Source organism: Actinotalea sp. JY-7876, from assembly GCF_014042015.1.
Lineage (GTDB): Bacteria > Actinomycetota > Actinomycetes > Actinomycetales > Cellulomonadaceae > Actinotalea.
Map to the genome: position 1 here is coordinate 468355 of NZ_CP059493.1, position 22368 is coordinate 490722.

Here is a 22368-nt window from a genome sequence, read left to right on the forward strand (position 1 = left end):
GGCCGCGCCACCTACGCTGGCCCGCGTGCCGGACCATCCCCTCGAGCCGCTCGTCGCGCTCGACGGCGTGACGCAGGCCGTGGCCGAGGCCCGGGCGGCGTGCGAGGAGCTGCGCTGGCACCGCGGGCTGCGCCGCCAGTGGCTCGTCGCCCGCACCGAGTCGGGCGTCCGCTCCGCCCACGCCGGCCTGGCCGCCGACGGCGTCCGCGTGCCGCTCGACGTCGTGCGCGACGTCGCCCGCGGGGCCGCGACGCCGGGCGGGCCGGACGGCCTCGCCGTCGCCGGCGCGCTGGCCGTGCAGGCGGAGGTCGAGCGCCTCATGGCGGCGCCGGGCGCGACCCGCGCCGCGGGGTCCGTGCCGCTCGGCCAGCTCCTGCCGCGCCTGCACGCCGTGGGTGGCGGGCCGGCGGCCGGGCGCTCGGACGCGCCGGGCCGCCCGCGCGCGTCGCAGCCGCCGCAGGACCTGCGGGGTCTCGGACCGGCCCCGGCCGGTGCGGAGCTCGCCGACCGGCTGGCGCTCCTGGCCGAGCTCGCCGCGACGCCGTTGCCACCGTCGGTGCCCGCGCTCGTGCTGGCCGCCGTCGTCCACGGCGAGGTGCTGGCGCTGCGCCCGTTCGTCGCCGGCAACGGGGCCGTCGCGCGGGGCGTCCTGCGCCACCTGCTCACGCGCGACGGCGTGGACCCCGTCGGCGTCGTGGTGCCGGACGTGGTCTGGGCGGCCCGGCCCCACGTGCACCTGTCCGCGGCCGCGCGCTTCGCCACGGGCACGCCGGAAGGCGTCGCGACCTGGCTGCGCCACGTGGCGGGTGCGGTGCGGGCGGGTGCACAGGAGGGGACGCGGGTGGCGGACGCCGTGGTCGCGCGGCGGCTCGCACCGCCGGACGGCGACCGGGACACCGACGGGCCCTGACGCGACGACGGCGCCCCCGGTAGTCCGGGGGCGCCGTCGGCGACAGCTGCGGGAGGAGAGGTATCAGGCGCTTCAGGTACTGCCGCTACGGGGCTAGCCCGGTCGGCAGGTCCGCTCGAGGACAGGTCGAGCGTGGGTTCTCAGGTCCCGCTGTGCTGTTGTGGTTCATTTCTACGCTCGCTTGCCCGACGAGGGAAGGGACTGAAGTCCTAGGCGTCGCCCGACCCACGGGGATGCCCAGCACGTGGCCGGGACCGTGTCAGGACGTGGACCGCCGGTGCCGGCGGACCAGCAGGACGGCCGCGACGGCGGCGACCAGAACCAGCGCGGCGACGGGGATGGTGCGCCGGGGCTGCGGGAACGAGGGCCGCAGGGCGACGGGCCGCGCGAACGTCAGGACGTCCCAGCCGCGCTCGATCGCGAGCCGGCGCAGGGCGCGGTCGGGGTTGACGACGGCGGCGCTGCCCACGGACTCGAGCATCGGCACGTCCGTCACCGAGTCGGAGTAGGCGTAGCTGGCCTCGAGGTCGTAGCCGTGCTCGGCCGCGAGCCGCCGCACCGCCTCCGCCTTCGCGGGGCCGTAGGCGTAGAAGGCGATGCCACCGGTGTAGCGGCCGTCGAGGGTCTCCATCTGCGTCGCGACCACCCGGTCGGCGCCGAGCAGGGCGGCGATCGGCTCGACCACCTCGGACCCCGAGGCCGAGACGACGACGACGTCACGGCCCGCCGCGTGGTGCTCGTCGATGAGCGCGACGGCCTCGGCGTAGACGGTCGGCGCGATGTGCAGGTGCAGGGTCTCGGCGACGATCGAGGACACCTGGGCGACGTCCCACCCGGTGACGAGCGAGGACAGGTGGGCGCGCAGGCGCTCGGTCTGGTCGGCGTCGGCGCGGCCGAGCAGGAACACGAACTGGGCGTAGGCGGTGCGGAGCACGTCGCTGCGCGTGATCAGCCCGCCCGCGTAGAACGGACGGGAGAAGGCGGTCGCCGACGACGTCGCGATGATCGTCTTATCCAGGTCGAAGAACGCGGCGGCACCCATGTCGCTCCCTCCGCGCCCCTCCCGGACGCTCCGGCCGGCCTCCCGTGAGGGTAGCGAGCCGGCGCCCTGCCGGGAGTCGCGGTGATCGTCATGTCCGGGTCGTCCCCAGTCCGGGGCCTTCGGGCGTCGTCCCCAGGCCCGCGGGTCCTTCCGTCGTGCCGCGCGACGGCGCCGCCACGCTGCTCGGCGGAGGTGGTGCGGTGCGAGCGCGGGTGGTCGTCGTGGTGGGGGCGTGCGGCGGGGTCGGGGCGTCCACGCTCGCGGCCTTGCTCGCGCTGCGCGCGGTGCGCGCCGGGACGAGTCCGGTGCTCGTGGACCTCGCCGCGACGGGCGGCGGGGTCGACGTCCTCCTGGGCACGGAGGACCTGCCGGGGGTCCGCTGGCCGGACCTCGCGCACGTGCGGGGTGCCCTCGCCGGCGCCGATCTCGACGGCGCGCTGCCGACGTGGCGCGGCGTGGACGTGCTCGGCGGTGACCGGCGCGGCGGTGCCCCGCCCCGGGCAGCGGTCGAGGCGCTGTGGCCCGCCCTGGAGGAGCGGTACGGCGTCGTCGTCGTGGACGCCCCGGCCGCCGCGCTGGCCGACGATGCCGTGGGCGGCGTGCTCGCGACGCGGCCCCACCTGCTGCTCGTCACGGGCCAGGACGTGCGCGGGGTCGCCGCCGGGCTGACGGCGGCGGCCGGGCTCGAGGCGGGCGGGGCTCCGGGCGCGCAGCTCGTGCTGCGGCGTCGGCGGTCACCGCGCGTCGCGCCCCTCGAGGCGGCGCAGGTCCTGGACGCCCCCCTGCTCGGGCTGCTGCCCGGCGACCGGCGCGTCGCGGCCGCCGTCGACCGCGGCTTCGGGCCGTGGGTGCCCGGTCGCTCGGCGCTCGCCCGGTCGGTCGAGCGGGTCGCACGGGGGTGCGGGATCACCGGGCCGGTGCGCGGCGCCCGCGGCAGGGGCCGGCGTGCCTGAGGGCCGGGCGGTCCGCGCGGCCCTGCCCGGCCGCCCGGGCGCGGCGCTGGACCCGCATGCGCCCGACGCCCGCCTCATCGCCGAGGTCCGCCGGCGGGCGGCCGGGGGCACCGCCCCGGCGCGGGAGACGGTCGCGGCGATCGTGCGCGACCGCGGCGCCGTGCTGGGCAGCGCCGACCTGGACGCGCTCGTCGCGGCCGTGGGCGCCGAGGTGGGCGGCGCCGGTCCGCTGCAGCCGCTCCTGGACGCACCCGACGTCACGGACGTCCTGGTCAACGGCCCGCGCGACGTGTGGGTCGACCGCGGGCGGGGTCTCGAGCGCACCGGCCTCGACCTCGGGGACGCGTCGCGCGTCCGCGCCCTCGCCGTCCGGCTCGCCGCGGCGGGTGGGCAGCGCCTCGACGACGCGGCGCCCGTGGTCGACGCGCGCCTGCCCGACGGGACGCGCCTGCACGCCGTGCTGCCACCGGTCGCGCCCGACGGTGCCCTGCTGTCCCTGCGCGTCCTGCGCCGCACGTCGTTCTCGCTCGAGGAGCTGGTCGCGTCGGGGACCGTGGCGGCGGAGGTCGCCCCCGTCCTGCGCGCGCTCGTGGCGTCCCGGGCGAACGTCCTCGTCTCCGGCGCGACGGGGACGGGCAAGACGACGCTCCTGGCATCGCTCCTCGGGCTGGTCCCGCACGACGAGCGCGTCGTCGTCATCGAGGAGGTCGGGGAGCTGGCGCCTCGGCACCCCCACGTCGTCCGCCTCGCGGCCCGGCGCCCGAACGTCGAGGGCGCGGGCGAGGTGGACCTGGCGGCGCTGGTGCGGCACGCGCTGCGGATGCGGCCCGACCGCATCGTCCTGGGGGAGTGCCGGGGTGCCGAGGTGCGCGAGGTGCTCACGGCGCTCAACACGGGCCACGACGGCGGCTGGGCGACGGTGCACGCCAACGGCGTGCGCGACGTCCCGGCGCGGCTCGAGGCGCTGGGGGCGCTCGCCGGCCTCGGACCGGAGGCGCTCGCGGCGCAGGCCGCGGGCGCGCTCGACGCGGTCGTGCACCTGCGGCGCACGGACGGTCGTCGGCGGGTCGCGGAGATCGGGGCGATCGCGCTCGGCCGACGCCTCGTCGTCGAGCCGGTGCTCGAGTCCGGGCCCGACGGCGCCGTCCGGTACGGACCGGGCTGGCCGGCGCTCGCGGCCCGCTGCGGCCTGGCGACCTGCGCCGGGGGCGCACGATGAGCCGCGCCACGGCGCTGCGGCCGGCGCGCGCCCGGCGCCGGCGGCCGCGGCGGTCGTGGTGGCGGCGCGGTCGTCGGCCCGCACCCGGCTCGGCTGCCGAGCTGGACGACCTGGTGGCCGCCGTGACCGGCGTCGCGGCCGCCCTGCGCAGCGGCGCGCTGCCGGCGCAGGCGTGGCGGCGGGCCGGGGTGCTCGCCCCCGACGGCGCCCCCGAGCCCGCCGATCTCGCGCGCCGGTGGCCGGGACGCCCGGCGGCGGTGGCGACCCTGGTGGCCGCCACGCGGCTCACCGCGACCCTCGGTGCCGCACCCGCGACCGTCCTCGACCAGGTCGCGGCGTCGCTGGCCCGCGAGGGCGAGGCGGCCGGTCAGCGGCGCGCAGCCCTCGCCGGCCCGCTCGCGACCGCGCGGCTGCTCGCCTGGCTGCCCGCCGTCGGTCCGGTGCTCGGCCTGGTGCTCGGCGCCGACCCGGTGGGCGTGCTGCTCGACGGTCGCGGCGGCACGGCACTCCTCGTCGCGGGCCTGCTCCTGGTCCTGGGCGGCCGACGCTGGACCGCGCGGCTCCTCGCCGACGCGCAGGACCAGGGGTGAGCCGGGCGCAGCGGCTCGGCCGCGCGGGTGGTGCGGGCGGTGCGACCGGCAACCTCGGCGGGGCCCAGGACCTCCGCGGGGCCCAGGACTGCCCGGACCTGGCCACCGTGCTGGACCTGGTGGCCGCGGCCTGTGCCGCCGGGGCCGGCGTGCCGGCGGCGCTCGTCGCGGTCGGCGCGGCGCTGCCCGGGGACCGGGGCCGGCTGCTGGTGCGCGCGGGTGGCGCCCTCGCGCTGGGCGCGGCGTGGGACGAGGCGTGGCAGAGCGCACGGGAGGGCCCCGTCGCCGACGGCCCCGGCGCCGGTGACCCTGGTGCCGGTGACCCCGGTGCCGACGTGATCGCCGACGCCCTTCGCGCGTCGTGGGAGACGGGCGCCGCGCCCGGGCCCGCGCTGCAGGCGGCCGCGCGCACGGCCCGGCGTGAGCGGCACGCGCGCGCCATGGAGGCGGCGGGGCGGCTCGGCGTGCGCCTCGTGCTGCCGCTGGGCCTGTGCTACCTGCCGGCGTTCGTCCTGGTGGGGCTCGTGCCGGTGCTGGTCTCGATGGCGTCGGGCGGGCTCAGCCGGTGAGCGTCCACAGGTCCTCGGGCCGGACGGTCGTCCACCGGCCCTCGGGTCCCCGACCCCGGCCCGGCCCGCGCGGCGCGACCGTGGGCGGGCGCCGCACGGCGCACCCGGTGCCCGCGCGACGGGCCTGACGAGAGGTGGATCCATGACCATGACGACACCAGCACCCGGGACGGAGGTCGCGCGCGCGCCGGCAGCGGTCGTCACGCGACGGCGCCGCGCCGTGGACCGCGTGCGCGCCGGCCTCGGCGTCCGTGACGCGGGGATGGCGACGGCCGAGTACGCGATCGTGACGGTCGCGGCCGCGGGCTTCGCCGGCCTGCTCCTGCTGATCCTGCGCAGCGAGGAGGTCCGGGGCCTCCTCCTGGGCATCGTCCGCGGCGCGCTGTCGGTGTGAGCGTCCGGCCCGGGCCCCGCGACCGGGGAGCGGTGACCGCGGAGCTCGCGCTCGCGCTCCCCGCCGTCGTCCTCGTGCTCGCGGCGCTCCTGGTGACGGCGTCCGTCGCCGCGGGGCAGCTGCGGTGCGCGGAGGGGGCCCGGGCCGGTGCGCGCCTCGCCGCCCTGGGCGAGCCGGACGCGACCGTCGCCGACGTCGCACGCCGGGTCGCCGGCGAGGGCGCCCGCGTCGGCGTGGCGCGGGACGGCACGTGGGCCGAGGTGACCGTGGCGGCGGACGGCCCCGCCGCCTGGTTCACGGGCGGGGCGGTCGCCGTGTCCGCGACGGCGACCGCGTGGGTCGAGCCGTGAGCCGGCGGGTCGGGCCGCGCGGCGACGATCGCGGCGCGGGCACCGTGCTGGTGCTCGCCCTCGTGGGCGTCGTCGTGCTGCTGTGCGGGGCGCTCGGGGTGCTGGTCGGCGGCCAGCGCGAGCGCCAGGCCGCACGGACCGCGGCGGACCTCGCCGCGCTCGCGGCGGCCGAGGCGGTCGTCCTGCCCGACGGCGTGACGGACGCGACCGGGGGCGGCCGGGACGACGCGTGCGCGCGCGCCGGGCAGGTGGCCGCGCGCAACGGCGCCCGCGCGAGCCGGTGCGTCGTCTCCGGGCGCGTCGTGGAGGTGACCGTCGTGCGGGCCGGTCCGTGGCGGGCCGCCGCGACGGCGTGGGCCGGGCCGGCTTCCGAGCGGGACGGGTCAGCCGACGGCGTCCTCGCCCTCGTGGGCGAGGACCGCGTCGAGCAGCCGGATCGCGCCGGCCTTGTCCAGGGGGTTGTTGCCGTTGCCGCACTTGGGCGACTGCACGCACGCCGGGCAGCCGGCGCCGCACGCGCACCCCGCGATGGCGTCCCGCGTGGCACGGAGCCACGCCGCGCCGAGGTGGTAGCCGCGCTCGGCGAAGCCGGCGCCGCCCGGGTAGGCGTCGTAGACGAAGACCGTCGCCACCTCGGTGTCCACGTGCAGGGCCGTGGACACCCCGCCGAGGTCCCAGCGGTCGCACGTCGCGAGCAGCGGCAGGAGCCCGATCGACGCGTGCTCGGCCGCGTGCAGCGACCCGGGGACGTCGCCGTCGTCCAGCTGCGCCTCCGCGAGCAGCGACGCCGGCGCCGTCCACCACACGGCGGTCGTCGAGAGCGTGCGCGCCGGGAGGTCGAGCACGTCCCCGCCGACCGGGACGAGGTCCGGCAGCCGGCGCTTCTGGTAGCTGATGACCTGCGTCGTGACGTCGACGGGCCCGAACCCCCAGCGCACCGGACCGGCCTGCCGTTCCTGGCGGACGCCCCGGATCTCGATCGACGTGAGGAAGCGCGACCAGGTCCCGTAGTCGACCCGCTTCGGGTGGACGACCGCCACCGACGCCTCGAGGTCGAGCTCGTCCACCACGTACGTCGCGCCCTGGTGCACGTAGACGGCGCCGGGGTGGACGCTGGCGTCGGCCGAGCCCGCGTCGACGGTGCCCAGCAGCCGCCCCGTGCCCTCCTCCACCACCCGGACCGGCTCGCCGCCCGAGCCACGCAGGTCGGTCAGCCGGGAGGCCGGGTCCGCGTGGGTCCAGTACCAGCCGGAGCTGCGGCGGCGCAGGGCCCCGCGCGCGACCAGCACGTCGAGCAGCTCCGCCGTGCCGGGGCCGAACAGCGCGACGTCGTCGGAGCGCAGCGGCAGCTCCGCGGCCGCGGCGCACAGGTGCGGCGCGAGCACGTAGGGGTTCGTCGGGTCGAACACGGTGGCCTCGACGGGCGTGGCGAAGATCGCCTCCGGGTGGTTCACCAGGTAGGTGTCGAGCGGGTCCTCGCGCGCCACGAGGGCGACCAGGCCGTCGGCCCCCGCACGCCCGGCGCGGCCCGCCTGCTGCCAGAGCGAGACCCGCGTGCCGGGCCAGCCGGCGATGAGCACGGCGTCGAGCCCCGAGATGTCCACGCCGAGCTCCAGCGCGTTCGTCGTCGCCAGGGCGCGCAGCGTGCCGTCGCGGATCGCCCGCTCCAGCTCGCGGCGCTCCTCGGGCAGGTAGCCGCCGCGGTACGCCGCGACGGCCGCACCCAGCCCCGGCCGGACGCTCTCGAGGTGGCGCTGCGTGGACGCGGCCACGGACTCCGCCCCGCGGCGCGAGCGCGTGAAGGCCAGCGTCCGGGCGCCCGCGACCGTGAGGTCCGCGAGCAGGTCCGCGACCTCCGCGGTCGCCGTGCGGTGCGTGGGCTGGGTGGGCGCGTCGTCGCGCGGCGCGTCGGGGGAGTCCGCGGGGGCGAGGGTCGGGTCGAGCCCCGCCATCACGGGTGGCTGCCACAGCGCGAACGTCTTGGTGCCCCGCGGCGAGGCGTCGTCCGTCACGGCGACGACGCCGCTCGGGTCCACGCCGAGCAGCCGGGCCGCGCTCTGCGCCGGGTCGGACGTCGTCGCCGACGCCAGCACGACGGTCGGCTGGGCGCCGTGGTGCGCGGCCAGCCGGCGCAGCCGGCGGAGCACGGCCGCGACGTGCGCGCCGAAGACGCCGCGGAACGCGTGGCTCTCGTCGACGACCACGTACCGCAGGTCGCGCAGCAGCCGGGTCCAGCGGCGGTGGCCGGGCAGGAGCGCGAAGTGCAGGAAGTCGGGGTTGGTCAGCACGACGTCGGCGTGGTCCTGGACCCACCGGCGCTCGGTCACGTCCGTGTCGCCGTCGCAGGTCGCGACGCGCAGGTCGCGCGTGCCGGCCGCGGCCAGGAGGCGCTCGAGCCCCGCGAGCTGGTCCGCGGCGAGGGCCTTGGTCGGGCACAGGTACAGGACCGTGCCGCGCCGCGTGGTGCCGGGCAGGACCGTTCGGGGACGGGGACGGGGGCCGGCCGCACCCGCCGGCGCGCCGCCCGCGCCGTCACCCGAGGCGTCGTCGGGCACGGGGCGGCGCGGCGCGTGCCGCACCGCGGTCAGCGCCGGGAGCCAGAACGCGAGCGACTTGCCGGAACCCGTCGAGGTCGCCAGGACGGTGTGCCGACCCGACCACGCCGCCTCGGCCGCCTCCACCTGGTGCGCCCACGGCCGGTCCACCCCGAGCGTGCGGTACCCCGCGACGAGCTCGGGGTCGGCCCACGTCGGCCAGGGCGCGCGGCGCCCGGGGCGTGCCGGCAGCCGCTCGACGTGGGTGACGCGGTCCGCGCGCCTGCCGCCGGCCAGCAGCACGCTCAGCAGGGCGTCGCCGCCGGTGACCTCGTCCACCGGGTGATCGTGCCATCGGGGCCGGACATCCACGGTCCGCGGACGCGTCCGCGGCGCCTCCGGCGGGGGATACGATCTTGCTCGCGGCGGGGTGGCGTCCGCCGGTGGTGGGCGTGTTCTGTTTCAATGAGCGCTCCGCCCGCACGCGCGCGTCTCGGTGAGCGCGCCGGGCGGACGTGGCCCAGGATGGGTGCGGCCGCCGGAGGGCGGCCGGTTCCGCAGGACGTCGAGCTGTGAAGGAGACCGGTGTGGACGTGTCCGTCACGAGTCGCGCGAGCGGCGACCGGACCGTGGTCGACGTCACGGGGGAGATCGACGTCTACACGGCCCCGGTGCTGCGCGAGGAGCTCGCCTCCCTCATCGACGCGGAGAAGACCGACATCCTCGTGAACCTCACGGGCGTCCGGTTCATGGACTCCACGGGCCTGGGTGTCCTCGTCGGTGCCCTGAAGAAGGTGCGCACCGTCGGCGGCGACCTCCAGCTCGTCATCGACCAGGAGAAGATCCTCAAGGTCTTCCGCATCACCGCGCTCACGCAGGTCTTCACGATCCACTCGTCGCTCGACGAGGCGCTCCAGGGCTGAGCGCCCGGCGCCGACGCAGACGCAGCAGACGCCGAACGGCCGGTCCCCCGAGCGGGGGACCGGCCGTTGTGCGTCGGTCGCTGACCAGGTCAGGGCGGCTCAGCTCACGGCAGCGGCTTGCCGCCCGTCACGCCGATGCGCTCGCCACTGATGTAGCTGGACTCCTGCGAGGCGAAGAAGACGAAGGCGGGAGCCAGCTCGGCCGGCTGTCCGGCGCGCCCCATCGGGGTGTCCGCGCCGAACTGCTCGACCTTCTCGGCATCCATCGTGGCGGGGATGAGCGGCGTCCAGATGGGCCCGGGTGCGACGGCGTTGACCCGGATGCCCTGCTCCGCGAGCTGCTGCGCGAGCCCCTTGGTGAAGTTGAGGATGCCCGCCTTGGTCGTCGCGTAGTCGAGCAGCTGCGGGCTCGGCTGGTACCCCTGGATGGAGGCCGTGTTGATGATGCTCGCGCCCTCCTGCATGTGGGCGAGCGCGGCCTTGGTCAGCCAGAACATCGCGTAGATGTTGGTCTTCATCACGCGGTCGAGCTGCTCGGTCGTGATGTCGAAGATCCCGTTCTCCTGCGCCATCTGGTACGCCGCGTTGTTCACCAGGACGTCGATGCCGCCGAGCTCGGCCACCGCCTGGTCCACGATCGCCTGGCACTGCTCCTCGCTGCGGATGTCACCCGGTGCGAGCACCGCCGTGCGGCCCGCGTCACGCACGTGCTGCGCCGTGATCTCGGCGTCCTCCTGCTCCTCGGGCAGGTAGGAGATGAGGACGTCGGCGCCCTCGCGCGCGAACGCGATGGCCACGGCCCGGCCGATCCCGGAGTCGCCGCCGGTGATGACCGCCCGCTTGCCCTCGAGCTTGCCCGAGCCGACGTAGGAGTCCTCGCCGTGGTCGGGCTGCTGCTCCATGTCGGACGTCTCGCCCGGGTGGTCGATCTTCTGCGCGGTCTGCTCCTCGGGGCGCCGGAACTGCTCGGTGGGGTCCTGCGGGGTGTGCTGGTCGCTCATGGTGCTCCCTCGGTGGTGGTGGGGCGGGATGGAGGTGTCAGTCGGTCGTCCAGGTGGTGGTGAGCGGGCTCTCGTCCAGGTGCGCGAGCAGGTCGGCGACGTCGTCGTAGACCTCGACCGCGCCCGCGGACCGCAGCTCCGCGCGCGACGTGCCGCCGGAGAGCAGCCCGACGCACGGCACTCCGGCGCGCGCGGCGGCCTGCACGTCCCACACCGAGTCGCCGACCATCACGGCCCGCTCGGCGGGCACGGCGGCGGCGTCGAGCGCGGCCTGCACGAGGTCGGGCTCCGGCTTCGCCTCGTCGACGTCCTGGTCGGACGTGATGCCGGCGACGACGTCGTCCAGGTCGAGCGTGGCGCGCAGCTTCTCGAGCTCGTCGGGCGCGGCCGATGTCGCCAGCACGGCGGCGGCCCCCCGGTCGGCGATCGCGCGCACGAGGTCGCGGGCGCCGTCGAACGGGCGGAGCAGGGGCGCGAGCTCCGCGTAGTACGCGGAGTGGCGCTCGCGCACGTCGTCGCCGAGCGTCTCCGCGTCCTCGTCCCCGAGGATCTCGGCGACGAGGAGGTCGGAGCCCATGCCGATGCAGCGGTGCACGCGCCACGCGTCGGCGGGGCGGCCGACGTCGGCGAACGCACGCACCCAGGCGTGGACGTGCAGGAAGTTGGAGTCGACGAGCGTGCCGTCGATGTCGAGCAGCACGGCACCGGGAGCGTGGGAGGTCACCCCACAGTCCTAACCCGGCTGGCCGTCCCCCGCGCGTCGAGCGGGCGGTTCGCGCCGCCCCGCGCCGGCCCGCGCACCCGTGGGGTGCTGTGACGCAGATCTCACCCGTAGACTTCGCCGCGTCTGCGGCCAGGGGGGCCGCGCGCCGCCGGCAACGAGGCCGGCGGCTCCCTAGTCGTAGGAGGACGCATGCCGTCGCTCGGGACATCGAGCCTCACCATCGTGGGCGTGATCGCTGCCATCGCGGTCGTCTCGCTCGCCTTCGCCGTCGTCCTGCGCCGCCAGGTGCTCGCGGCGCCCGAGGGCACGGCCAAGATGCAGGAGATCGCGCTCGCGGTGCAGGAGGGTGCCTCGGCGTACCTGAACCGCATGTTCCGCACGCTGGTGCTGTTCGCGGTGCTGGTCTTCGCGCTGCTCTTCCTGCTCCCGGGCGACACCGGCGTCAAGCTGGGACGGTCGATCTTCTTCCTGCTCGGCGCCGGCTTCTCGGCCGCGATCGGCTACCTCGGGATGTGGCTGGCCACCCGCGCGAACCTGCGGGTGGCCGCGGCCGCGATGCGGCCGAACGGGCGCATCGAGGGCTCGCGCATCGCGTTCCGGACGGGCGGCGTCGTCGGCATGTCGGTCGTGGGGCTCGGCCTGCTCGGCGCCGCGTCGGTCGTGCTCATCTACCGCGAGCAGGCGCCCGCCGTGCTCGAGGGCTTCGGCTTCGGCGCCGCCCTGCTCGCGATGTTCATGCGCGTGGGCGGCGGCATCTTCACCAAGGCGGCCGACGTCGGCGCGGACCTGGTCGGCAAGGTCGAGCAGAACATCCCGGAGGACGACCCGCGCAACGCCGCCACCATCGCCGACAACGTCGGCGACAACGTGGGCGACTGCGCCGGCATGGCCGCCGACCTCTTCGAGTCCTACGCGGTGACGCTCGTCGCCGCGCTCATCCTCGGCAAGGTCGCGTTCGGCGAGCAGGGCCTGGTCTTCCCGCTGATCGTCACCGCCATCGGCGCGGTGACGGCGGCCCTGGGCGTCTACATCACGCGCGTGCGCGGCTCGGAGAGCGGCCTGGCGGCGATCTACCGCGGCTTCTACACCTCGGCGCTGATCGGCGCGCTGCTCGCGGGCGCCGCCGCGTTCCTCTACCTGCCGTCGTCCTTCGCCGAGCTCTCGGGCGTCGGCGAGGAGCTCGCCGTCCACACGGGCGACCCGCGCGTGGTCGCGACCCTCGCCGTCGCGATCGGCGTCGTGCTGGCCGGCGTCATCCTGTGGCTCACCGGCTACTTCACGGGCACGACGTCGAAGCCCACGCTGCACGTGGCGCGCACGTCGCTGACCGGCGCCGCGACGGTCGTCCTGTCCGGCATCGGCGTCGGGTTCGAGTCCGCCGTCTACACGGCCGGCATCATCGCGGCCGCGATCTGCGGGGTCTTCCTCATCTCCGGCGGCTCCGTCACGCTCTCGCTCTTCCTCATCGCGCTGGCCGGCTGCGGCCTGCTCACGACCGTCGGCGTCATCGTCGCGATGGACACCTTCGGCCCGGTGAGCGACAACGCGCAGGGCATCGCGGAGATGTCCGGCGACGTCGACGCGGAGGGCGCCCAGATCCTCACCGACCTCGACGCCGTCGGGAACACCACCAAGGCGATCACCAAGGGCATCGCGATCGCGACCGCCGTCCTGGCCGCGACCGCGCTGTTCGGCTCGTACACCGACGCCGTCCGCCAGGCGGTGGCGGAGCTCGGCGACGCGCTCGACACGTCGGGGACCGCGCTCGCGATGGTCTCCTACGAGGTCATCTCCCCGATCACGCTCGTCGGCATCATCCTCGGTGCCGCGACGGTGTTCCTGTTCTCCGGGCTGGCGATCGACGCGGTGACCCGCGCGGCCGGCGCGATCGTCTTCGAGGTGCGGCGGCAGTTCCGCGAGATGCCCGGGATCATGACGGGCGAGGTGCGGCCGGAGTACGGCAAGGTCGTCGACATCTGCACGCGCGACTCCCTGCGCGAGCTCGCCACCCCAGGGCTGCTCGCCGCCTTCGCGCCCATCGCCGTCGGCTTCGGCCTGGGCGTGGGGCCGCTGGCCGGGTTCCTCGCCGGCGCGATCGGCGCCGGCGTGCTCATGGCCGTCTTCCTCGCCAACTCCGGCGGCTCGTGGGACAACGCGAAGAAGATCGTCGAGGACGGGAAGTACGGCGGGAAGAACTCCGACGCGCACGCCGCCGTCGTCATCGGCGACACCGTCGGCGACCCGTTCAAGGACACCGCCGGCCCGGCGATCAACCCGCTGCTCAAGGTGATGAACCTCGTCGCGCTGCTCATCGCGCCCGCGGTGGTCCAGGTCAGCCTGGGCGACGACGCCAACCACGCGCTGCGGCTCGGCATCGCCGGTGCCGCCGCGTGCATCGCGTTCGGCGCGGTGATCGTGTCCCGGCTGCGGGCGGCCGCCGTCGACCGCGAGGGCAGGCTCGAGCGCGAGGTGCACCTCGTCTGACCGGGCCCCGGCGTGCGGCGAGGGTGGGACCCGCAGGTCCCACCCTCGCCGCACGTCGTCGGTGGCTCAGTCGCGCGTCATCACCTGGGTGAAGCCCGTGGTGTCGACCCCCTCGACCTGCGGGGTGAGGCGCAGCTCGTCGTCGGTGCACTCGTAGGTCGAGACGCCGCCGAGCGGGACGCCTGATGCCTCGGCGCTCTCGATGCCGGGGATCTCCGTCTCCTGGCCGTCCACGATCGACGTGTTCCGCACGGTCAGGCCGCTGAGGTCGACGTCGCTGATCGTGAGCTCGGTGTCCGTGGCCGTGTAGGCCGCCACGAGCGTGCCGTCGTACGAGGTCGTGGTCGTCACGGGGGCGCCCTCGAGCTCGATCGTCACGGAGGACACCTGGTCCTCGTAGACCGTCGTCATCGCGGACCCGTCGAACGTCACCGTCGACGTGCCGGTGACCTCGACCTGCGGGTTGAGCTCCTCCATGCCCGGCGCGGAGAGCATCGACTCGCCGACGCTGCTCACGTCCACGGACCAGGTGCCGGCGAGGCAGTCCGGGCCACCGGCGGCCGCGGCGTCGCCGTCCGCCCCGTCCTCGGGCTGCTCGTCGCCGCCCTCGGTGGCCTCGTCGCTGGCCGTCGGCTCCGCGGTCTCGGGGTCGTCGCCGCCGGACGTGCACGCGGTCAGGGTGAGGAGCGCCGCGAGGGCGATCGGCGTGGCGGCGGTGCGGGTCAGGCGCATCGGTGCTCCAGGAGGTCGTGGGCGGTGACGGGGCCGCGCCGGTGGCGAGTGCCCCGGTGGCCGCAGACCGTCATGCAACCACGGGACCGAGGGGCGCGCCGGGCCGGTGACCGGACCGTGACCTCCGACGCGCCACAATGGCTGGGTGCCCAGGTCGCTGCGAGTGCTCACGTACAACATCCGCCAGCTGCGGGACGACGCCGCCGGAGTCGCGGAGGTCCTGCGCCGCGCCGACGCCGACGTCGTCGCGATCCAGGAGCCGCCGCGCGGCCCCTTCGGCCGCTCGCGCCTGCGACGCCTCGCGGCCGACGCCGGCTACGACGTCGCCGTCGGCGGTGGCCGCGCCCGGACGACGGCGCTGCTCGTGCGTGAGGGCACGACGGCCACGACCACGCAGGGCGTGTGGCTCAAGTGGCGTCCCGGGCGCACCCGCCGTGGGCTCGCCATGGCGGAGGTCGCCGGGGTGCGGGTGATCAGCGCGCACCTGAGCCTGCACGAGGCCGAGCGGCTCCAGCACGCGCACCGCCTCATGCTCCTGGTGCGGTCGGCGCCCGGCGACTGCGTGGTCGCGGGGGACCTGAACGAGGAGCCCGGCGGTCCGACGTGGCGGCGCCTCGGCCTGCACCTGCGTGACCTGTCCGCGGCCACGGGCCCGACGTTCACGGCGCGCAACCCCCGCCGGCGCATCGACGCGGTGCTCGCCACGGGCGGCGTCAGCGCGGTGCACGTCCGGCGGATCGACGACGAGGTCGCCCGCACGGCGAGCGACCACCTCCCCGTCCTCGCGGAGCTCCGCTGGTGAGTGCGGTGCCCGGCGTGCTGGCACCCGGGGCGGCGCCGCGCACCGACGAGGCGCTGCTGCCGCTGCTCCACGCCGACCTGCGGGCCGCCTCGTTCTCCGCGACCGACGTCGAGACCCTCGTCGGCCCCGTGGCGGCCGCGGCGCTCGACCGGGAGCAGACCCTGCCCGCCCGGCGCGCCGCCCGGGCCGCCGGGGCCGAGCCCCTCGCGGTGCTCGTGCGGCTGTTCCTGTGCGGCGACGACGTGACGCGCCGCGACCTGGACGCCGCGCTGCCGCGCGTCGGTGCCCGGGGCGCGGAGCACCTCGGCATCGTGACGGCGGCCGGGGCCGCGTCGCAGGACGCCGTGCGCGCGGCCGTCGACCTCAGCCCGGTCGAGTACGAGGCGCCGGGCGGCGGGGCGGGGACGTGGTTCGTCGCCTCGGACATGGGCGAGGCCGTGACGGGCGCCGCCCTGCGCGCTGACCACGTGCTCGGCGTCGGCGGCGCGTCCACCAGCCTCGCCCGCGCGACGATCCGCGAGCCGCGCCGGCGCACCCTGGACCTCGGCACCGGGTGCGGCATCCAGGCGCTCTACGCCGCGACGCACAGCGACGACGTGGTCGCGACCGACGTGTCCGCGCGGGCCCTGGCCTTCGCGCGCTTCAACGCGGCGCTCGCCGGGATGCGCCTCGACCTGCGGCGCGGCTCGATGCTCGAGCCCGTCGCGGGCGACCCGGGGTTCGACCTGGTCGTGTCCAACCCGCCCTTCGTCATCACGCCGCGGCACCACCGCGACGGCGCCGCGCCCGAGGCCGGCCTGCCGCACTACGAGTACCGCGACGGCGGCCGTGCGGGCGACGACCTGGTGCGTGACCTCGTCGTCGACGTCGGCTCCGTGCTCGCCCCGGGCGGCGTCGCGCAGCTCCTCGGCAACTGGGAGCACCGGCGCGGGGAGCCCTGGACGGAGCGCGTCGGCGCGTGGCTCGACCGTGCCGGACTGGACGCCTGGGTGGTCCAGCGGGAGGTCCTCGACCCCGCCGAGTACGCCGAGACGTGGCTGCGGGACGGCGGCGCGACCGCCGACCGTGACACCGCGGGCTGGGAGGCCGCCTACGGCGCGTGGATCGACGACTTCGCGGCGCGCGACGTGGAGGCGGTCGGGTTCGGCATGCTCCTGCTGCGCCGGGCCCAGGGGGCGCCGACCCTGCGCCGCGTCGAGGAGTGGACCGGTCCGCTGCGGCGCCCGCTCGGCGACCACCTCGCGGCGGCGCTGCGCGCGCACGACTGGCTCGTGGCCCACGACGACGACGCGCTGGCGCGAGCCCGACTGACCGTCGCGGGCGACGTCACGGAGGAGCGCCACCTGCGCCCGGGCGCGGCCGATCCCTCGGTCGTCCTGCTGCGCCAGGGCGGGGGGTTCGGCCGGACGGCGCGGGCGGGCACGGCCCTGGCCGGGCTGGTCGGCGCGTGCGACGGCGAGCTCGCCGTGGGCCAGGTGGTCGGCGCGCTCGCGGTGATCCTCGACGCGCCCGCCGACGCGCTCGCCGCGGAGCTGCTCCCGCAGGTCCGGGACCTGGTGCGCGACGGGTTCCTCGTCCCGCCGCGGTGAGCACACCCGTCGGCCGGGCACACCCGTCGGCCGGGCACGCCCGCGCCGAGCGCGGACTCAGCCCGCCAGGACCGGGTGGTTGCTCCGCAGGACCCCGCCGGGGTCGACCTCCCGCTTGACCCGCTGCAGGCGCCCGAGCACGTCGGCGGGGTAGACGTCCGTGAGCGGCGCGCCCTCCTGGTGGAAGGTGAGGGTCGAGCCGGTCGTGGCCCAGGGGCCGACGTCGCGGTCGAGCCGGTCGACGGCGCCCCGGCCCTCGCGGACCCCCTCGGGGTCGCGCGCCATCCCCATCGCCCAGAGCGAGTACTCCGGCTCGACCCGCAGCCCGGCGCCCCGGGCCGGGTCCGCGCGCCGCAGCGCGCCGCCGAGGTGCCGGACCTGGGAGTAGGTCAGGGGCGCACCGGGCCCGACGTGCCGCAGGACCACGTCCACGAGTGCGTCGTCGACGCGCGTGACCGGCCGGGCCACGTTGACCGCCGTGATCCCCGTCGGCGCCTCGTCCGGCTCCTCGCTGATGGTGCCGAGGTCGCTGGGCCGCAGGGCGCGCAGCGTCTCGCGCAGCACGGGTCCGAGGGCGCGGAAGGGCGCGAGGAGCGCCTCCGCCTCGGCCGCGGGACCGAGATGCACCGCGTCGACGAACGTGAACGAGCGTCCCCGCACCTCCTCGGGCAGCTGCGGTACCGGGGGGAAGCTCATCGCCGTGACCCACACCGTGAAGGCGTCCGGCGCGGTGCGGGTGACCTCGGCGAACGTCCGGTACGCGGCGCCGGCCAGCTCCCCGGGCAGCACCAGACGGCCGCCGTAGATCTCGGGCGCCGCCGGCAGCTCGACCTCCACGGCCGTGACGACGGCGAAGTCGCCCCCGCCCCCGCGCAGGGCCCAGAGCAGGTCCGGGTCGGTGTCCGCGTCCACGCGCCGGGCGGTGCCGGACGCGTCGACGACGTCGGCCGCGCGGACGATCGACGCCCCGGTGCCGAAGGACCGGCTCAGCCAGGACAGCCCTCCCCCGAGGAGGTAGGGGACCGCGGTGATCGACGGGTTCGACCCGGACGGGGCCACCAGGCCCGTCCCGTCGAGGGCCGCGAGGACGCGTCCCCACGGCACGCCCGCGCCGATGCGTGCCGTGCGGGCGTCGACGTCGACCGCGAGCTCGTCCAGCGCGCCCGTGCGCAGCAGGAGGCAGCCGTCCAGCGCCCGCGTCCCGCCGTGCCCGCGCGGCTGCACGGCCACCGGCAGGCCGGCGTCGGCCGCGAAGCGCACCGCGGCGACGACGTCGGTGGCCGATGCCACGCGCACCACGGCCGCGGGGCGCTGGTCCAGGCCCCTGCTCCAGCCGCGCCGGGCCTCGTCCCACCCGTCGTCGCCGGGCGCCACCACCGTCCCGGCGAGGGCCGCCCGCAAGGACCCGAACGTCGTCGTCGACATGACCCCAGAGTGCACCCGGGCGCCGACACGCGGAACCGGCATTTTCGCCCGGAACGTGCGGCGGCCGTGCCCGGCGGCACGCATGTCGCCTACCGTGGTGACGTGCCCGCGCCCCCGAGCTCTCCGCCCACGACCGAGCCCCCCACGGGGCGCCCGGTCGGGCCGTCGAGGCTGCCGGGACCGCGCGAGCGCGCCGGCGGTGACCCGACGACGGGCCCCGGGCGCCGCGCCCCGGTGGCGCCGGGTGTGGTCGTCGCCGTGGTCGCCGTCGCCGGCATCTGGGCGGTGTGGCGCGGCTTCGTCCTGTCCCGCACGGGCCGGGCGGCCGACATGGGCGCGCTGGAGGGTGCCGAGTTCGGCCGCAACCAGCTCTGGACCGCGGCCGAGCAGGTGCTCGACGTCATCTCGGTGCCGCTCCTCGCGGCCGTGCTGATCGCCACGGTCCTGCTCGCGGTCCTGCGCCGTCGCGTCGTGCTGGGCGTCCAGGTCGCGCTGATCATGGGCGGCGCCAACCTCACGACCCAGGTCCTCAAGCGGTGGGTCCTCGACCGGCCCGACGTCGGCATCGACGCGGACCACCTCGTCCCCTCGCTCCCGAGCGGCCACACTACGGCGGCCGCGTCCGTCGCGGTCGCGCTGCTGCTGGTCGTGCCGCGCCGCCTGCGTCCGCTGACCGCGGTCGCGGGGGCGCTCTACACCGTGGTCACGGGCGTCTCCACCCTCGTCGCCGGCTGGCACCGGCCGAGCGACGTCGTCGCCGCGGTGCTCGTCGTCCTCGCGTGGGCGGGCGTCGCGAGCGCCGTCGGCGCCCTCCTGGACCCGGCCGGGCGCTCCGTCGGCAAGCCGGGCGGGGACCGGCCGCGGCGCACCGCGACCGCGATCGCGACCCTCCTCGTGGCGGCCGGCGCGACCGGCGCCGCGGCCGCCGTCGCGCTCGAGCGGACGGTCGCCTCGGTGGACGACGGCCTCGAGGCGGGACGGGAGCTCGTGACGGCGTACGCGGGCGGCGCGCTGGGCATCGCCGCGGTCTCGTGCGTGTGCTTCGCCACTGTCCTGGTCCTGCGCCGCGCGACCGAGGCGAGCCGCCGCCGCGGCTGAGGCGGCGACCGGGGAGCGCGCCAGGTCGTAGAGTGCGCCCCGACCGACGTACCGTCGGGGGGCGGTGCGGTCCGTCGAGGCGCGTGCGCCACGGCCCCGCCCGGTCCCGGGAGCACGCCCCGTCCTCCCGGCCGAATGATGAGAGAGCAGGTCCCCGCATGGCCTCAGGTCGCAAGCTCGTGATCGTGGAGTCGCCCGCGAAGGCGCGCACGATCGCCGGCTACCTCGGCGACGGCTACGTCGTCGAGGCGTCCGTGGGGCACATCCGTGACCTCCCGCAGCCCTCCGAGCTCCCCGTGGAGATGAAGAAGGGCCCGTTCGGCAAGTTCGCCGTCGACGTCGAGAACGGCTTCGAGCCGTACTACGTCGTGGACGCCGACAAGAAGAAGAAGGTCGCCGAGCTCAAGCGCGCGCTCAAGGACTCCGACGAGCTCTTCCTCGCGACCGATGAGGACCGCGAGGGCGAGGCCATCGCGTGGCACCTGCTCCAGGAGCTCAAGCCCAAGGTGCCCGTGCACCGCATGGTCTTCCACGAGATCACGCGCGAGGCCATCCAGCGCGCCCTGGCGAGCACGCGCACGCTCGACGAGCGGCTCGTCGACGCGCAGGAGACGCGCCGCATCCTCGACCGCCTCTACGGCTACGAGGTCTCGCCCGTGCTGTGGCGCAAGGTCCGCCAGGGCCTGTCCGCCGGGCGCGTGCAGTCGGTCGCGACGCGGCTCGTCGTCGAGCGGGAGCGCGAGCGCATGGCGTTCCGGGCCGCCGAGTACTGGGACGTCACCGGGACCTTCGCGCAGTCCGCCCCGGCGACCGAGGCGGAGCAGGGCTCCTTCGGGGCGCGGCTCGTCGCGCTCGACGACCGGCGGGTGGCGAGCGGGCGGGACTTCGACGACCGCGGCCGGCTCAAGGCGAGCGGCGCCGACGTCGTGCAGCTCGACGAGGCGCGGGCCACGGCGGTCACCGCCGGGCTGCAGGGTGCCGACTTCCGCGTGACGAGCCTGGAGACCAAGCCGTACACGCGCCGGCCCGCGGCGCCGTTCACGACGTCGACCCTCCAGCAGGAGGCCAGCCGCAAGCTGCGCCTGGGGTCGCGGCAGACCATGCGCACCGCGCAGACGCTGTACGAGAACGGCTACATCACCTACATGCGTACCGACTCGCCCGCGCTGTCGGCGCAGGCGATCGACGCCGCCCGTCGCCAGGCGGCCGAGCTCTACGGCCCCGAGTACGTGCCGGACAAGGCGCGCCACTACGCGAGCAAGGCCAAGGGTGCTCAGGAGGCCCACGAGGCCATCCGCCCCGCGGGCGACCACTTCCGCACGCCCGCGCAGGTCGCGCGCGAGCTGTCCGGCGACCAGTTCCGCCTCTACGAGCTGATCTGGAAGCGCACGGTCGCCTCCCAGATGGCCGACGCGCGCGGCTCGACGGCCTCGGTCCGGCTGGCCGCGACGACGTCGGCCGACGCGGGCGAGCTCGCCGGGGCGCGCGCCGTGTTCGCGGCGTCCGGCACGGTCATCACCTTCCGCGGCTTCATGGCCGCGTACGAGGAGGGGCGCGACGTCGACCGCTACGCCGACGACGACCCCGCGGCCCCCGTCACGCGGGGCCGGCGCGGCAAGGCCGCGACCGAGGCGGCCGACGGCGCCGGCGGGGGCACGTCCGCGAAGGCGGAGGCCGACGCGCGCCTGCCGCAGATGGCGGAGGGCGACGCGATGGTCGGCTCCGAGCTGACCGCCGACGGCCACCGCACCTCCCCGCCGCCGCGCTTCACCGAGGCGAGCCTCATCAAGGCGCTCGAGGAGCGCGGCATCGGCCGGCCCTCGACCTACGCCGCGACGATCTCGGTGATCCAGGACCGCGGGTACGTCTCGAACCGGGGCCAGGCTCTCGTGCCGTCGTGGCTCGCGTTCGCCGTGACGCGGCTGCTCGAGGAGAACTTCGACCGCCTCGTCGACTACGACTTCACGGCGGCCATGGAGCAGGACCTCGACCTCATCGCCGCGGGCGAGAAGGAGCGGGCGGCCTGGCTGCACCAGTTCTACTTCGGCGACGACGCCGTCGCCGGCGCGGACGGCCTGCACGGGCTGGTCGCCAACCTCGGCGACATCGACGCGCGCGACGTGAACTCGATCGACATCGGCGAGGGCATCACGCTGCGGGTCGGCCGGTACGGGCCCTACCTCGAGGACGGCGGCACGACCGAGGACGGCACGCCGCGGCGCGCGTCGGTCCCCGAGGACCTGGCGCCCGACGAGCTCACCGTCGACAAGGCGCGCGAGCTGCTCGAGACCCAGCCCGACGGCGACCTCGTCCTCGGCGAGGACCCCTCGACCGGCACGACGATCGTCGCCAAGAACGGCCGCTACGGGCCGTACGTCACCGAGCTGCTCCCGGAGCCCGAGCTGGACCCGGGGCTGTCCGCCGCGGCGAAGAAGAAGGCGCTCGCGGCGGCACCCAAGCCGCGCACGGCGTCGCTGCTCAAGTCGATGGACCTGCAGACCGTCACGCTCGACGACGCCCTGAAGCTCCTCTCCCTGCCGCGCGTGGTGGGCACGGACCCGGAGAGCGGCGAGCCGATCACGGCCCAGAACGGCCGCTACGGTCCCTACCTCAAGAAGGGCACCGACTCGCGCACCCTCCCCAGCGAGGAGGCGATGTTCGACATCACGCTCGAGGAGGCGCTCAAGATCTACGCCGAGCCGAAGCGCGGACGGGGCGCGTCGGCGTCCGCGGCGCTGCGCGAGCTCGGCACGGACCCCGTGAGCAACAAGCCGGTCGTGGTCAAGGACGGCCGCTTCGGCCCGTACGTCACCGACGGCGAGTCCAACGCGACGCTCCGCAAGGAGGACGCGGTGGAGACGATCACGCTCGAGCGTGCGTCCGAGCTGCTCGCGGAGAAGCGCGCGCGCGGCCCGGTCAAGAAGCGCGCGACGACCCGCAAGGCGCCGGCCCGCAAGGCACCCGCCAAGCCGAAGGCCGCCGCGAAGAAGTCCTGACGGCCGCGCGCCGGGGCCGGGTGCGGCCGCACG

General features: G+C 76.6%; 19 protein-coding genes and 1 pseudogene. 14 read left to right on the plus strand and 6 right to left on the minus strand.

Features of this window, described 5'->3' with window-relative positions:
- Positions 1-25: 25 nt before the first annotated feature.
- The gene (locus H2O74_RS02325; protein WP_182112954.1) at positions 26-910 is read left to right on the plus strand and encodes a cell filamentation protein Fic; all 885 of its coding nucleotides are present in this window, start codon (positions 26-28) and stop codon (positions 908-910) included.
- Between the two features lie 259 nt (positions 911-1169).
- Here H2O74_RS02325 and H2O74_RS02330 read toward each other — a convergent pair whose 3' ends face one another.
- Positions 1170-1952 carry an HAD family phosphatase gene (locus tag H2O74_RS02330; RefSeq protein ID WP_182112955.1) on the minus strand — a complete coding sequence of 261 codons (783 nt, stop codon included), beginning with the start codon at positions 1950-1952 and terminating at the stop codon, positions 1170-1172.
- Between the two features lie 200 nt (positions 1953-2152).
- Between H2O74_RS02330 and H2O74_RS02335 the strand changes: the two genes are divergently transcribed.
- From H2O74_RS02335 to H2O74_RS02365, 7 genes and pseudogenes are all read left to right on the plus strand, one after another.
- Entirely contained in the window at positions 2153-2905 is a 753-nt protein-coding gene (locus H2O74_RS02335; protein ID WP_182112956.1) for a pilus assembly protein FlpE, read from the plus strand.
- Positions 2898-4124, plus strand: a complete 1227-nt coding sequence (locus H2O74_RS02340; protein WP_255491732.1) for a TadA family conjugal transfer-associated ATPase — start codon at positions 2898-2900, stop codon at positions 4122-4124. Before H2O74_RS02335 ends, H2O74_RS02340 begins: the two co-directional genes overlap by 8 nt.
- The gene (locus H2O74_RS02345; RefSeq protein ID WP_255491733.1) at positions 4121-4714 is read left to right on the plus strand and encodes a type II secretion protein F; all 594 of its coding nucleotides are present in this window, start codon (positions 4121-4123) and stop codon (positions 4712-4714) included. Before H2O74_RS02340 ends, H2O74_RS02345 begins: the two co-directional genes overlap by 4 nt.
- Complete coding sequence (locus tag H2O74_RS02350) at positions 4711-5283, plus strand: type II secretion system F family protein (RefSeq protein ID WP_182112957.1); 573 nt, start codon at positions 4711-4713, stop codon at positions 5281-5283. Before H2O74_RS02345 ends, H2O74_RS02350 begins: the two co-directional genes overlap by 4 nt.
- Before the next feature lie 142 nt (positions 5284-5425).
- Positions 5426-5677: a DUF4244 domain-containing protein gene (locus H2O74_RS02355; RefSeq protein ID WP_182112958.1), complete on the plus strand. Its 252-nt coding sequence runs from the start codon at positions 5426-5428 to the stop codon at positions 5675-5677.
- A gap of 32 nt (positions 5678-5709) precedes the next feature.
- Entirely contained in the window at positions 5710-6027 is a 318-nt protein-coding gene (locus H2O74_RS02360; RefSeq protein WP_255491734.1) for a TadE family type IV pilus minor pilin, read from the plus strand.
- Positions 6024-6380 (plus strand): annotated as a pseudogene (locus tag H2O74_RS02365) (Rv3654c family TadE-like protein); the annotation flags it as partial. The gene H2O74_RS02360 and the pseudogene H2O74_RS02365, both read left to right, overlap by 4 nt.
- A gap of 30 nt (positions 6381-6410) precedes the next feature.
- On the opposite strand, the gene H2O74_RS02370 reads toward H2O74_RS02365, so the two are convergent.
- Positions 6411-8900: a DEAD/DEAH box helicase gene (locus H2O74_RS02370; RefSeq protein ID WP_182112960.1), complete on the minus strand. Its 2490-nt coding sequence runs from the start codon at positions 8898-8900 to the stop codon at positions 6411-6413.
- 248 nt (positions 8901-9148) lie between these two features.
- Here H2O74_RS02370 and H2O74_RS02375 point away from each other — a divergent pair, with 248 nt between their 5' ends.
- Entirely contained in the window at positions 9149-9484 is a 336-nt protein-coding gene (locus H2O74_RS02375) for an STAS domain-containing protein (RefSeq protein ID WP_182112961.1), read from the plus strand.
- Positions 9485-9588: 104 nt separating this feature from the next.
- Here the strand turns inward: H2O74_RS02375 and H2O74_RS02380 are convergent, their stop codons facing one another.
- Together H2O74_RS02380 and H2O74_RS02385 are read right to left on the minus strand one after the other, a co-directional pair.
- Entirely contained in the window at positions 9589-10485 is an 897-nt protein-coding gene (locus H2O74_RS02380; RefSeq protein WP_182112962.1) for an SDR family oxidoreductase, read from the minus strand.
- A 37-nt stretch (positions 10486-10522) separates the two neighbouring features.
- Complete coding sequence (locus tag H2O74_RS02385; RefSeq protein ID WP_182112963.1) at positions 10523-11209, minus strand: HAD family hydrolase; 687 nt, start codon at positions 11207-11209, stop codon at positions 10523-10525.
- A gap of 189 nt (positions 11210-11398) precedes the next feature.
- Here H2O74_RS02385 and H2O74_RS02390 point away from each other — a divergent pair, with 189 nt between their 5' ends.
- Positions 11399-13693, plus strand: a complete 2295-nt coding sequence (locus H2O74_RS02390) for a sodium-translocating pyrophosphatase (RefSeq protein WP_182112964.1) — start codon at positions 11399-11401, stop codon at positions 13691-13693.
- Positions 13694-13759: 66 nt separating this feature from the next.
- On the opposite strand, the gene H2O74_RS02395 is transcribed toward H2O74_RS02390, so the two are convergent.
- Positions 13760-14425 carry a hypothetical protein gene (locus tag H2O74_RS02395; protein ID WP_182112965.1) on the minus strand — a complete coding sequence of 222 codons (666 nt, stop codon included), beginning with the start codon at positions 14423-14425 and terminating at the stop codon, positions 13760-13762.
- A 145-nt stretch (positions 14426-14570) separates the two neighbouring features.
- Here H2O74_RS02395 and H2O74_RS02400 point away from each other — a divergent pair, with 145 nt between their 5' ends.
- Together H2O74_RS02400 and H2O74_RS02405 are read left to right on the plus strand one after the other, a co-directional pair.
- Positions 14571-15227, plus strand: coding sequence for an endonuclease/exonuclease/phosphatase family protein (locus tag H2O74_RS02400; protein ID WP_182112966.1), 657 nt, complete (start codon positions 14571-14573; stop codon positions 15225-15227).
- 5 nt (positions 15228-15232) lie between these two features.
- Positions 15233-16816 (plus strand): methyltransferase, encoded by a 1584-nt coding sequence (locus H2O74_RS02405; protein WP_370525889.1) that lies wholly within the window; start codon positions 15233-15235, stop codon positions 16814-16816.
- Between the two features lie 57 nt (positions 16817-16873).
- On the opposite strand, the gene H2O74_RS02410 is transcribed toward H2O74_RS02405, so the two are convergent.
- Complete coding sequence (locus H2O74_RS02410) at positions 16874-18241, minus strand: FAD-binding oxidoreductase (RefSeq protein WP_182112967.1); 1368 nt, start codon at positions 18239-18241, stop codon at positions 16874-16876.
- A gap of 102 nt (positions 18242-18343) precedes the next feature.
- Between H2O74_RS02410 and H2O74_RS02415 the strand changes: the two genes are divergently transcribed.
- Both H2O74_RS02415 and topA read left to right on the plus strand, forming a co-directional pair.
- Positions 18344-19339: a phosphatase PAP2 family protein gene (locus H2O74_RS02415; RefSeq protein ID WP_255491736.1), complete on the plus strand. Its 996-nt coding sequence runs from the start codon at positions 18344-18346 to the stop codon at positions 19337-19339.
- Positions 19340-19497: 158 nt separating this feature from the next.
- Positions 19498-22335 carry a type I DNA topoisomerase gene (topA, locus tag H2O74_RS02420; protein WP_182112968.1) on the plus strand — a complete coding sequence of 946 codons (2838 nt, stop codon included), beginning with the start codon at positions 19498-19500 and terminating at the stop codon, positions 22333-22335.
- The last annotated feature ends 33 nt before the right edge of the window (positions 22336-22368 follow it).

What these genes read in the sequence shown, in the direction of transcription:
- H2O74_RS02330 (WP_182112955.1), bottom strand. Translation starts at nt 1,952, where the DNA reads ATGGGTGCCGCCGCGTTCTTCGACCTGGATAAGACGATCATCGCGACG.
- H2O74_RS02345 (WP_255491733.1), top strand. Translation starts at nt 4,121, where the DNA reads ATGAGCCGCGCCACGGCGCTGCGGCCGGCGCGCGCCCGGCGCCGGCGG.
- H2O74_RS02355 (WP_182112958.1), top strand. Translation starts at nt 5,426, where the DNA reads ATGACCATGACGACACCAGCACCCGGGACGGAGGTCGCGCGCGCGCCG.
- H2O74_RS02380 (WP_182112962.1), bottom strand. Translation starts at nt 10,485, where the DNA reads ATGAGCGACCAGCACACCCCGCAGGACCCCACCGAGCAGTTCCGGCGC.
- H2O74_RS02390 (WP_182112964.1), top strand. Translation starts at nt 11,399, where the DNA reads ATGCCGTCGCTCGGGACATCGAGCCTCACCATCGTGGGCGTGATCGCT.
- H2O74_RS02395 (WP_182112965.1), bottom strand. Translation starts at nt 14,425, where the DNA reads ATGCGCCTGACCCGCACCGCCGCCACGCCGATCGCCCTCGCGGCGCTC.
- H2O74_RS02410 (WP_182112967.1), bottom strand. Translation starts at nt 18,241, where the DNA reads ATGTCGACGACGACGTTCGGGTCCTTGCGGGCGGCCCTCGCCGGGACG.
- topA (WP_182112968.1), top strand. Translation starts at nt 19,498, where the DNA reads ATGGCCTCAGGTCGCAAGCTCGTGATCGTGGAGTCGCCCGCGAAGGCG.